Below are 12,986 nucleotides of genomic sequence, written 5' to 3' on the forward strand. Positions count from 1 at the left end.
CCGCTCCTACTTCTACAAAAAACGAATCAGTCGGAGCGGGCAGACACTGAAGGAATAGAAACGTCTGGGAACACAGCACCACGAATGAATTTCCATTTAATTTTCACTCCCTGGCTTTCATAAGGGCGTGAGAGCAATGGCGAGGCTGGAAGAGTCTTCGTTATCTGCCTTGCATGAATTTTATTAATAAGAATTGTTTCACAAAACTGACTTAAAAAAGTACCGGGAAGAGCGCCGGGAATTCATAATCTCTTAAGGAAATTCTGACCGATATTTAGCTTGTTCTGGTGACGAATGAATTTTGAAATCAAGTACGTTGCACGCATCAATGACCACCGCAGCACGGCTCGGCAGCTCTTGATAGCGCTTTATGGCCACGACGCGAACGCCATGCTGTGTCGAGTGCGACACAGTCAAAAGGCGAATTCGCATTAGGCCCATGGTCGCAAAGGCTTTTTGTAGACAAATTAAAAGAGCTATGAGAAAGTTCCCGCGGGCGCTTATCTTTCTTTCCATTACACGATTGAATAAAGAGAGATGTCGCATTCAGTGCGAATGGCTTGGCGGCCTTTGTCTCACATAGTGCTCAAGATGCTGCGAGAAAGAAAACGGTGCGTGTAGCCTGGCGCAAAACTATTTGTCATGCCACGAGCCGAGAGAACGTTGCAACAGGCTACTGAGGGGGCAGTAACGATGAATATCCCAGTCGGAATAGAGCCGGGCACTGGCTCAGCGAAGAAAGCGCATCAGTCTGGCCGCCGATTGGCGCTCCGCCACGCGACCGCCCTTCCTCTGCGTCCCCCCTTCGGACCTTCATAACCCAGACATTCGTCGATCGTCTCAGCGGCCAGCTCGCCGAAAACTGGCCATCTGACCGACCCTCATCGTCTACTTAGTCATGCGAATTCCTACGCCAGCGTGGGTATTCGCTCGCGCTCAGGATTCGTCATTCACCGAGGGCGGAAGCAACTTGCCTCAGTTCCAACACTGAAGCAACGCGCGCCGTAGTGAGACGTTTTAAACACTATAAATAGGCATCCTGAATAATCAGGACGCATGCACACGCTCGCACTTATGAACTTCTCATTTCAATTATCTGGTGAGGCAACGACATGAACAAAGCATATCGGACCATCTGGAACAAGGCGCTTGGCGCCTTCGTGGCCGCGTCGGAGTTGGACTCGTCGCGTGGCAAGGGAAAGTCGGGAGCGGCTGCTTCTATATGCGACGCACGCAGTGGCGAGCAGGGTGCCGCGGTGTCGCACGGTTCGAGTCCGCGGGTCCTGACCATTCTGTTGCTGATTGGCGTGGGGGGATGGGGCGCGCAGGCACAGGCGCAGCTGAGCTGCGCGTCGGCGCCCTATAACTTCTATAGTGGCAGCACGACGTGTGTGGGCCAACAGTCTACCGCCTCTGGCGGCGGAGCAACTGCGGTAGGTTATGGCGCCAGCAGCACGGGCATTAATGCCTTGTCCTTCGGCTTTCAGGCCATTGCCAATGGTATCAACGCCATTTACGTGGGCGCGCGTACAGCTGCGGGCACCGGCGCGACGGCGCAGTCGGCGATTGGCATCGGTACGGATGTCGCCGCTAGCGGCTCGGGGGCCATCGGGATTGGCGTTGACGCTGTCTCGAGCGGCAACCAGTCGACTGCCGTCGGCGCCTTGGCGAAGGCAACTGGAGATAACGGCGTTGCACTGGGTGCGAGCGCCAACGCTGCCGCGTCAGGCGCCGTCGCATTGGGCGGCGGCGCCACCGGTTCGCAAACCAACGGTATAGCCGTTGGTGCGGGAGCCAGTGCCACCGGTGCAAACTCCCTTTATCTGGGAGCGCGCACTGCGGCGGGCACCGGTTCGACGGGAACGGGGTCCATTGCGATTGGCACTGACGTTACCTCAACCGCCGATTATGCCGCTGCGATTGGCTTCCAGTCGGTGGTAAGCGGGCCGGCAGCCGTCGGGATCGGTTATATCGCCACAGCGTCCGGGACGCATGCTGTCGCTGTCGGCTTTCAGTCCATCGCCAGCGGACTCAACGCCGTTTATCTTGGGCCGCGTGCCGTCGCCGGCACGGGCGCAACGGCGGCGGGTGCGATTGGCGTCGGCACGGACGTGACTGCGTCCGGTCCCTCTTCACTCGCCGCCGGCACAGTGTCCAAAGCGACGGCACAGAATGCCGTGGCTTTGGGAGCGGGCGCCGCCGCCTCAGGGCTCAACTCGCTCGGCATGATGAACGGCTCACAAGCCACCGGTGCTAATTCAATAGCGTTGGGGTCATCCGATACCGTTGCGGAAGGCGGCGCGTCTACCCCGGCGACGGTGGCAGGCGCCGCGGCGTCCGGCATTCGCGCAATTGCGATCGGCTCCGGCGCGAGCTCGGCTGGCTCGTCGTCCATCGCGATAGGTGATTCGGCTCTGACGGGCGCCAACACAGATGCCCTCGCCATGGGTACCTCCGCAACGGCTAACGCGGCCAATGCCTCCGCCATCGGCAATGCTGCAAGAGCGCTCGCCGCCTCCACGGTTGCCATCGGCGACGGCAGCAACGTCGCCGCAGCAGCCGGCGCGGGTTCGTTCGCCGGCGGCCATAACTCCCAGGTACTCGGTGGGACGGGCGCAGTCGCGCTCGGTCAGGCGCAAACCGCGAGCGGCAACGGCGCGGTCGCGATTGGCGATCCCAATACCGCGACCGGTAATGGTGCTGTCGCCGTGGGCGCGAACAATACCGCCACGGGCGATGGCGCGGTAGCGCAGGGCAACGGCAATACCGCCAATGGTCAAGGCGCGGTCGCGCTGGGCAACGCGAGCAACGCGAACGGCGCGAGCGCGTTGGCGTTAGGCGATTCGGCGGTGGCCAACCAGGCCAAAGCGATCGCGCTGGGTGCCGGCGCGTCAGCCAGCAACGCGAACGACGTCGCGCTGGGGGCGGGCAGTACAACCGCAGCGCCACATACGGGCACCACTGCGCTTTACGGCGGCACGGCGGCGGGCATCGCGAGCGCGGCCAATGGCGTGGTGTCGGTTGGCTCCGCTGGTAAAGAGCGGCAACTGCAGAACGTGGCAGCGGGTGTGATTTCATCTGCGAGCACCGACGCAATCAACGGCTCGCAGCTGAATACGGTTGTCACCGGCGTCAACAATCTCGGCGCGTCGACAGCGGGCACTTTGGGCGGCGGCGCCAGCTATAGTGCGGCGACCGGCGATCTGACTGGCTTTAGCCAGCCGGTCAACACCGTCAGCACGACCGGGGCCGTAAGCGGACCCACGGCGCAGACGACGGTCGCCGGTGCATTGACCGCGCTGAATACGAATATCGACAACACGGCCAATGTCGCGGTCAAGTACGACGCGGCGGGTGGTACGAAGATCACGCTCGGTGCGACCGGCGGCGCGGGAGCCGGGTCTCCGGTGACCATCACCAACATGGCGCCGGCTGCATTGAACGCGACGAGCACGGATGCGGTGAACGGCTCCCAGCTGTTCGCCACCAACCAGCAGGTCACGGCCAATACGACAGCGATTTCCAACATCAACAATGGCAGCGGGATCAAATATTTCCACACCAATTCGGTGCTGGCGGACAGTGTTCCCACCGGCACTGACGCGATCGCAGTGGGACCGGCCGCCAATGCGTTCGGCAACGATTCGATCGCCCAGGGTCTGAATGCGGTGGCCGGCGTGAACGGCGCGCCGACGACGGCCAACGATATTGCCTTGGGCAATGGGGCTCAAGCCACGGGTGGCGATTCGATCGCCCAGGGTACCGGGGCAACCGCGAACACGGCCGGCGCCATAGCGATCGGTCAGACGGCAACCGCTACAGGCGGCAAGGCCGTGTCGATCGGCGTGGGCAATACGGCCAGCGGTAACGGCGCGGTTGCCATCGGCGATCCGAACTCGGCGATCGGGACCGGTGCGATAACCATGGGCGCGAACAATACGTCCAACGGCCAGGGCGCGGTGGCGCTCGGCAATGCCAATACAGCGACCGGCCAGGGCGCCGTCGCGCTGGGCAATGCATCGCAAGCGAACAATGCCGGTTCGGTTGCGTTCGGCGACGCTGCAACGGTGTCGGCCGCGGCGACGCAAGGCGTTGCGATTGGCTCCGGCGCCACCGTCACCAATGCCGGCGCGGTGGCCCTGGGTGCGGGAAGCACGACGGCCGCCGCTGTGGGGACGTCAGGCGCGACGATCAATGGGACCGCGTACACGTTTGCCGGCACCACGCCGGCGAGCACGGTGAGCGTCGGCAAAGTGGGTGCCGAACGCACGGTGACGAATGTTGCCGCGGGCCAGTTGAGCGCGACCAGTACCGATGCAGTGAACGGCTCGCAGTTGTATGCGACCGATCAGGCGGTCGACGCGCTGTCCACGACGGTAACCGCCAACAAGACGCACTACTACAGCGTCAACGACGGCGGCACTCAGGGGGCCAATTACGCCGACGACGGCGCGACTGGTGTTAACGCCCTCGCTGCGGGTGTTGGCGCCCTGGCTTCCGGGGTAAGCAGCACGGCACTGGGCAACGGTGCCCAGGCGTTGGCGAACAACGCAACCGCATTCGGCCTGCAGGCGACGGCTTCGGTCGTCGGCGGCGTGGCGATCGGATCGGGATCGGTTTCCGATCGCACGGTTCTGCCCGGAGTCGGATCTATTGCCAACGGCTCCCACGCGATTCCGTTCAATACCTCCGACGAGACCTTGCTGGGTGCGGTGTCCGTCGGCAGTAGCACGGCTTACCGCCAGTTGACCAATGTCGCCGACGGCACGCAGGCGCAAGACGCAGTCACCGTCAGGCAACTCGCGGGCGCATTGTCATCGTTCTCGGTGACGGGCACGAACTATTTTCACGCGAATTCGACGGCGGCCGATTCGCTGGCGGTGGGCGCGCAGTCGATCGCTGTCGGACCGACGACCGTCGTCAACGGAGACAACGGTGTCGGTGTCGGCAACGGGGCGGTGGTCGACACGACGGCGCCCGGTGGGCTCGCGATCGGCCAGCAAACGCATTCGGCCGCGGCCGACGCAATGGCGCTCGGCAGCGGCGCGGTGGCGAGCGGCGCGCAGTCGATCGCGCAAGGCGCCAACGCGAATGCCGCTAACCAGGGCGGCGTTGCTGTGGGCTCCGGCGCGCAGAGCAGCGCCACGGACGCCGTAGCGCTTGGCGCTGGGGCCAACTCGACGTTCGCCAATAGCGTGGCGCTGGGCAGCGCATCGACGACAGCCGCGGCGGTGGCGACGCCGGGTGTCACCATCAACGGCACGGCCTACACGTACGCCGGGACTTCCCCGACGAGCACGGTGAGCGTGGGCAGCGTGGGTAACGAGCGCACGGTGACCAACGTGGCGGCAGGCCGGGTGAGCGCGACCAGTACCGACGCGGTGAACGGCTCGCAGCTGTATGCGACCGATCAGGCAGTCAGCAGTCTGTCCACGACGATCACCGCCAACAAGACGCACTACTACAGCGTCAACGACGGCGGCACTCAGAGTGCCAACTACGCCGACGACGGCGCCACCGGCACCAACGCGCTTGCGGCAGGCGTGGCCGCCACCGCGGCCGGCGCCAACAGCACGGCACTGGGTCAGGGCGCGGTGGCCAATAACGCCAATGCCGTAGCGCTGGGCAGTGGTTCGACCACGGCTGCGGCAGTGGCAACGACCGGCGACACGATCAACGGCACGGCCTACACCTACGCGGGGACCGCGCCGACGAGCACGGTGAGCGTGGGCAGTGCAGGTAACGAGCGCACGGTGACGAACGTGGCGGCGGGCCGGGTGAACGCGACTAGTACCGATGCAGTGAACGGTTCGCAGCTCTATGCGACGGATCAGGCGGTCGGCAGCCTCGCCAGCGTAGTGACGGCCAGCAAGACGCACTACTACAGCGTCAACGATGGCGGCACGCAGGGTGGCAACTACAACAACGATGGCGCCACCGGCACCAATGCGTTGGCGGCGGGCGTGGGGGCGACGGCAAGCGGCGTGAGCAGCTTCGCCGGCGGCAACGGTGCCTCCGCACAGGCGGACAACGCGCTTGCGCTGGGCGCTCTGTCGAGCGCCTCGGTGGCCGGCGGGGTCGCGATCGGCTCGGGATCGGTGTCCAATCGCGCGGTCCTGTCCGGTATCGGTTCAATTGCGAACGGCACCCATGCGATTCCCTTCAACACGTCGGATCAAACGCTGCTCGGCGCCGTGTCTTTCGGCAGCGCGGCCGGCAACACGTATCGCCAGTTGACCAACGTCGCGGACGGCACGCAGGCACAGGATGCGGTCACCATCAGGCAGCTTGCGGGTGCGCTGTCCTCGTTCGCCGTGAGCGGACAGATGTACTTTCACGCGAATTCGACGGCGGCTGATTCGCTCGCGGTCGGCGCGCAGTCGATTGCGGTCGGACCGACGACGGTGGTCAACGGTGACAACGGCGTGGGCATCGGCAACGGCGCCATCGTCGACGCGACGGCGCCAGGCGGCGTCGCGATCGGAGAAAGCTCGAACGCGGCACAGGCCGACGCGATTGCGCTCGGCAGCGGTTCCATCGCAAGCGGCGCACAGTCGATCGCACAAGGGGCGAACGCGAAGGCCGCGAATGCAGGCGGCATTGCTATCGGCTCGGGGGCCCAAAGCAGCGCCATCGATGCGGTCGCGATGGGTTCAGGCGCGAGCGCGTCGATGGCAAACAGCGTTGCGCTGGGCGCGGGATCGGTGACGACGGTTGGCGCGTTGAGCAACTACATTGCGTACGGACTGGGCAGTCCGCAGTCGTCGGCGGGCGAGGTCAATATCGGCAATCGGCAGATCACCGGTGTGGCAGCCGGCAAGGCTGGAACCGATGCGGTCAACGTAAGCCAGCTCGCCGCAGTCACCACGCAGTTGACCACGCTGATCAACAATCAAAGCGGCGGCGGCGGCGGCGGTGCCCCCTTCTCGTCCACTCCGGGTTCTTCGCCCGCGTCCACGGGGGCGAATTCTTCGGCGGGCGGGCAGGGTTCGGTAGCTTCCGGCTCGAATAGCACGGCGGTCGGCAACAGTTCGCAAGCCAGCGCGAATGGCGCCACTGCGGTTGGCGTCGGCGCGGCCGCGAGCGGGAATAACTCGGTGGCGCTGGGTTCCAACAGCACGGACGGAGGCCGAAGCAACGTGGTATCCGTCGGCTCGCTTAACGATACGCGGCAGGTGGCAAATGTGGCTGCGGGAACGCAGGGGACGGACGCAGTCAACGTGGACCAGCTCAATGCCGGGCTCGCACAGGCCAACGCCTATACCGATCAACGGGTGGACCAACTGCAGTCGGGAATCAACTCCGTCGCGCGCAATGCCTATTCCGGCATCGCCGCAGCGACGGCATTGACGATGATTCCAGAAGTCGACAAGGACAAGACGTTGTCATTTGGCGTCGGCACGGCGGGCTTCCGAGGCTATCAGGCCGTCGCGCTCGGCGGAACCGCTCGTATCACCGAGAACATCAAGATGAAAGCAGGCGTCGGTATGAGCCCCGGCGGCACAACCTTCGGGATGGGTGCGGCCATGCAATGGTAGAGCGCAGACGCCTTCGCTCAAGTGCGGACAACGTGATCGTGCGTCGAACCGGACGTACGAAAAAATAGTATGGAGAACACAATGAAGCAGCTTTCTGGATGGAGTTTGTCGCTGAGCCTGGTTTTTCTTGCGGGATGTTCGAGTGCTTCCGGGCCGACGTTTAACGCATATACGGTTACGGCCGCGGACGGTTCGCGGCTTCATCAGGTCGAATGTCACGGGATCTTCGAAGGACCTGCTACCTGTATGAAGGTGGCCCAACGGATATGTCAGGGAGAGCCGGTTCGCCCGGTGCAGAAAGTCGGACGCCTACTGCCGGATAATGACGAATCCGATGTCACGCGGCGGCTGACCTTCGCGTGTGGTGGCGCGCCGGATACCCCAGCAGCGGCGGCCACGCAGCCGGCCGCACCTGTGGCGCAAACGGTTGATCAGTTCGTGTTGCAAACCGATACCCTGTTTGCTTTCGGCCAGTCCAGTCTGGCTTCGATTTCGCCGGGCGGCGCGGCCAACCTCGAGCAGGTCATCGCGCGTATCAAGCAGCGAAGGGGTGTTCAGTCCATTTCGGTCGTAGGCCATACCGACCGCCTCGGGCCGGATGCGGTCAACCAGTCGTTGTCACTGGCCCGTGCGGAGACGATAAGGGAATACATGATCAATCATGGGCTTGACGGTGAGGTGATTCATGCGACGGGAGTGGGGTCCCGTGATTCAACAACCCAATGTCCGGACGGCGGGAGCAGGGCAGTCATCGCTTGCCTGCAACCGGACCGGCGGGTCTCCATCGAAGTTCGGGCCCAGTAAGATGGCTCGGCGCCGAACTGGTTCGCGATGAACGCGCGAACGTTCGGCGCTACGGGTGCTCATCTACGACGTGGGGCGGTGGGGCAAGGAGTCGACAGTTGTACGGAGGAGGTTTGCCGAAAAGAGTGAGGTGTTCAACAGGTACCGGCAAAACGCGGTACGTGAACTCTCCCGATGACTACTTGCTCGTTCCGGGTGTGACGGATATCGCAACCGCTTCAGTGTGCACAATCTTAACCTGATCACCCTTGCGAATGTTCTTCAACTGCTCCGGGTCCACCAACACATCCACCGTGCCCTGCGGCCCCTTTATTGTGACGTGGTCCCCCTTTGCATCGACGGCAACGACATCGCCCACTACCGTCACCTCACGACTGATTGTGCCGCCCGGTTTGGTCCCGGACGCGGCCGGCTGTGAGATCTGCCGCTCGCTGGCAGACCGTGGGCCGTTCGTTTTCGTGAGACTCAGAGACCTCGCCTCCCGGTACTCGGTGGTGACCACATCGCCAACCTTGAGCTGATCAAAGTTGTGCACTTCCGCGCCGGCCTCAAGTTCTTCGACGCGGCCGTTCCTGTCTTTGAGCGTGACGGTCCGGGTAGCAGGATCAATGGCGACGACCGTGGCAATTACCGTTGCAGTTCCTGTTACGGTGCTCCTGTCTGCGCCTTCTCTGATCTCCACAGACGTTTGTGGCTGCGCAAATACCGGGCAGGTCATCATGGCGACGGCGGCCGCCACAAGGAAATACTGGATCTTCATTGCCGTGCTCCCTGGATCGGCTCTGGAAAGATTCAATTGGACTAAATCGCGGACGACGCCGGGCACGACGATGAGTGCCGGACAATGTCGTGAGACTGGAGTGTGGTTCATTGCTGGCAGTAACAATTACAAGGATTCGTAGAATCAGAACTTCACCGGACCAGCGCACGCTTCGCATTTGTCCGCGCCCGTGGTGTCTGGCCTTCAACGATCGTGCGCTTGCCGTTCACTCGGTTTGTTCCTTTGTGCAACAACTATGCCTGTCATACGTCGAGTGAAACGGGTATTGGATCGAGACCGAAACGTGGGCCGTGGCGACGACGGCCGCGTTGCTGACGATTGTCATGCTGCCCGCGGTGGCGCTTCAAGGCGCGTGCCCGAACAGTTCACGTAACTTGCGCCTGCCTCACGGGCTGATAAATTTGAAGGCGAGAACTGCCGCGGCGGCGTTAGGTCTGCCTCGACGCAGCAGATCCTCAGCAAGCAGTTTCTGAAAGAGTGTTCCTTCCTGTTCGCCGTACAGTTCGCGAAATTCACCGAGAACCTCAGCGATAGCGCTGTCCCGCGTTTCCGGACTCAAAGTGCTGCTGATGTATGAACAGCCTCGTGCCAGTTCAAGCACGTAAGCTGCGCGAGCATCCACCAGAGTGGCACCACCTGTATTTCCTTGTGGCATGAGGTCCCCCAATCTTTTTATGTACGCGTACATGCACTGCCGGGCGTACAGCTGGACTGAGTCGCAGTGAGCGGCGAACGTTAGTGTGGAATTAATTTACGCCGGGGGGCTGAAGGGAAGCTTAAGAAGTGCTACCCCGTGACCTGAGACAGTGGCCGATGCGTGGGCAATGCTAAAAAAATGCCGCAGGCAATGCTGCGGCGAACAAACACACACGCCGAACGTTGGGAACGCTGACGTGCTTTCTTAGGGTATCGAGGCTCGCATCGGATGCAAATCGGGTGTCTTGTGTGATGATTTCTGTCTCCCCGCCAAGGCTTGCTGGACGTGCCTGGTGCCATCTCTGGGTGGCGAAGCGGTCGCAAAAAAACGACAGGGGCCGCGCATCCAGCATCTCATGCTGATCGAGATTCGGCTGGAATGCGGCTCCGGAACGTGGGCGTCCCAGCCTGCGTACTTTCGACGTTGCCTTCGCGCTCGCAGATCCATGCAAACGCCCATTGTTGGGCAACCTCGACCGCCTCGTCCTCGGTGTCGAAGTAGGAAAGATCACGCTCGATGTGCATCTCGCCATCAACGTCGTCGTCACTCGAAACACGGACCAGTCGCGCGTGTGCGAAGAATTTCCCAAGGGAGAAATCCGGAGCCGCGTCGATGATCCATCCACGGTACCCGCATTTCATGATTACCTCCGATACTCAGGCTATTCAGGATTCGAAAAGACAAAGCATGGATTCGTCCGGTCGTACTCGCTAAACCTCCTTGCCCGGTCAAAAGTTCGCGGGCTTTCGTGCCCTCGGTAGCTGAATAGACGATCATCTTGAACTACCGATACTGTTATAGGCCATCGGCAGCCCAATGGTGGTTCCTGCTGTGGACGGATGCAAAAAAAATGCCAATTCCAACCGGCCGTGGAATTGAACAAAGCCCTTGCTGTGTATGTCGAGGATGGGAACGGAAACTGCCGGAAGAAATTGTCGAACGGATGGTGTCGCTACAGCAGCGTAAGCTGCGCGGCCGTGCTTAAAGGCATGCTGGGGTTCATCCCGCGCGATCTTCGCGAATGACTGTACTACCAGTGGCGAGGAAGGGCGCACCAAACTTAGACAATGCCCCGCAGCCTACCGTCGGCGCGATTTGCCAGGATGTACTGCAGCTTATCAAGCGAAAGTGGCTTGGTCAGATGGAAATCGAAACCGGCCGCCAGCGCCCTCGACTTGTCGGATTCGGATGCATAGCCAGTGAGCGCCACGAGCACGATATCGTCGAATGCTCGTTCAAGTCGAACTGCCCGTGCGACTTCGAAGCCGTCCATGTCCGGCATGCCCACATCGATGAGTGCGACCTCAGGGTGCGTTTCCGACATCAGCTGTATGGCGTCGCGTCCGTTGTCCGACGTTGTTACTTCGTGACCTTCAAGCTGGAGCAAAATGCTCAGCGCCTTGAGCGCATCCTGATTGTCGTCAACGAGCAGGAGACGCGCTGACTCGGGAGCCGCAGCGGTCGGGCCGGGTGCGACTGCGTCCGTATCCGCTACGGTCCGGGCTACCGGCAAACGGAGAGTCACAACCGTGCCTTTGCCCGAGCCTTCACTCCTGATTGAGATGGTTCCATGGTGTAGTTCGACCATCCGCTTCGCCACCGCGAGCCCAATTCCCAAGCCGCCTTCGGAACGTGCCTGGCCGCGGGCAGATTGCGCGAATAACTCAAAGACGTGTGGCTGGATCGCGCTATCGATGCCCATGCCGTTGTCTGCGACATCAATAATAATCAGCCCGGGTGCTTCTTCGCGCGAATTGTCCGGCTCGACTCGAACGCTGAGTTCGATGGCGCCGCCGACAGGTGTGTATTTCGCTGCGTTCGAAAGGAGGTTACCCAGCACCTGGCTCAGGCGGACGTGGTCAGCACACACGAGGATGGGCTCGTCGAGCCCAGTTACTGTGAGTGTGTGCCTGCGGGATGCGATATGGTGTCTGACGGCTGTCACGGCATCGAACACAATGTCGCTGAGTGACGTATCGCTGTGCTTGATAGCGAGTTTGCCATGTTTCAGACGGGCGGCGTCGAGCAGGTCATCGACCAGCGTGCGCAGATGCCTCATCTGGCGTTGCGCGATAGTCAGGACTTCGACGGCTCTTTCGTCTTCGGCGCAAAGTCGTTTTGCTGCACTTATCGCGCCATCGATTGGCGTCATTGGATTTCGCAACTCGTGGCTGAGCATCGCGATGAATTCATTGTGCCGCCGGTCGCTCTCTTCACCACTGTCGCGCGCATTGACGATGGTCAACGCCGAGCCCGCGAAAACGGCGAGGTTGGAGAGCAGTCTGACGTCTTCGAGGTCAAATCTGCAATCCTCGGTGTGTGACATCACCCATATCGCCCCTAGCTCCGCATTCTCAGTCTTGATTGGGACGACTATTCCTTCCGGCAGGTCGACTCCTGGAAACGCGAGGCAAGGGAACTGAGCCTGCGGGTCGACGAATAGTTGCGGTGTCCCCGCCTCCAGGGTCACGGCGCACGGGCACTCGTCCCATGCGGTCGTATGGCCGCGCAGGCCAGCACAGAGCCCGGCAACTGCAAGCCACCGGAAGACCCGATTGCCGTCTGGTCCTTCGACGAGACTGATGCCAGCGCTACCAGCATGGCAAAGTGTCAGAGCCGTGTCCGCGATGGCTTGAAGAAATTCGGAGCGCGGACCGGCCTGAGTTCGAGCGAGTGCCACGAGCGCCCGGTTCTCGGCCGCATAATCTGCGGCGCGAACCGGCCTGCGGGCGAGCTCATCCGTTTGACTTGGCGCGCGATTGCTTTCCATGGCTAACAAAGCGACTGGAGAGATGGAGAAGGCTCGAAGTCGTGGTGCCGGTATGCAGCCAGCTCGACAGACGGGCGCCAGGGCGACGTTCTTCACAGTGGCGAATTTCACATTACGGGAGCGACGGCGCAAAGTCAACGAGGGTTCTTACCTGCTTTCCTGCTGGCAAAGGCGGCCTCGTGTCACCACGGGCAGCACCTCAAAATTGCTTGTGGCCCATCGTTTGCGAGTTGCAAGCGGCGCACAGTTCTGGGAGGCATGTAACGCACAAAACCATTTGCTAACCTGTGGGTGTAAAGAGCGTGAGGAATCAGATCGGGCGAATGACGCACACCGATGGATTGAGCGTCGCGGTGTGACAGGCGCTCGTCAGTTGTGCTGAGACATGAACCAAAC

General features: G+C 61.8%; 6 protein-coding genes. 2 read left to right on the forward strand and 4 right to left on the reverse strand.

Translation table 11 applies throughout. From position 1 onward, the window contains the following. Positions 1 to 1,112: 1,112 nt before the first annotated feature. Complete coding sequence (locus KHO30_RS08980; RefSeq protein ID WP_211700607.1) at positions 1,113 to 7,538, forward strand: ESPR-type extended signal peptide-containing protein; 6,426 nt, start codon at positions 1,113 to 1,115, stop codon at positions 7,536 to 7,538. A gap of 81 nt (positions 7,539 to 7,619) precedes the next feature. Next, on the forward strand, positions 7,620 to 8,342 hold the full coding sequence (locus tag KHO30_RS08985) for an OmpA family protein (protein WP_200651956.1): 723 nt from the start codon (positions 7,620 to 7,622) through the stop codon (positions 8,340 to 8,342). A gap of 178 nt (positions 8,343 to 8,520) precedes the next feature. Here the strand turns inward: KHO30_RS08985 and KHO30_RS08990 are convergent, their stop codons facing one another. The 4 genes from KHO30_RS08990 to KHO30_RS09005 all read right to left on the reverse strand — a co-directional run bounded on the left by KHO30_RS08990 (position 8,521) and on the right by KHO30_RS09005 (position 12,590). Further along, positions 8,521 to 9,102, reverse strand: a complete 582-nt coding sequence (locus KHO30_RS08990) for a hypothetical protein (protein ID WP_211700608.1) — start codon at positions 9,100 to 9,102, stop codon at positions 8,521 to 8,523. 406 nt (positions 9,103 to 9,508) lie between these two features. Then, entirely contained in the window at positions 9,509 to 9,778 is a 270-nt protein-coding gene (locus KHO30_RS08995; protein ID WP_093636185.1) for a hypothetical protein, read from the reverse strand. A gap of 395 nt (positions 9,779 to 10,173) precedes the next feature. Continuing rightward, on the reverse strand, positions 10,174 to 10,461 hold the full coding sequence (locus KHO30_RS09000; protein ID WP_211700609.1) for a hypothetical protein: 288 nt from the start codon (positions 10,459 to 10,461) through the stop codon (positions 10,174 to 10,176). Positions 10,462 to 10,880: 419 nt separating this feature from the next. Continuing rightward, a complete protein-coding gene (locus tag KHO30_RS09005; RefSeq protein ID WP_211700610.1) occupies positions 10,881 to 12,590 on the reverse strand; it encodes a hybrid sensor histidine kinase/response regulator in 1,710 nt (569 codons plus the stop codon). Positions 12,591 to 12,986 lie beyond the last annotated feature (396 nt).

Source organism: Paraburkholderia aspalathi (genome assembly GCF_905220735.1).
GTDB classification, from domain to species: domain Bacteria; phylum Pseudomonadota; class Gammaproteobacteria; order Burkholderiales; family Burkholderiaceae; genus Paraburkholderia; species Paraburkholderia aspalathi.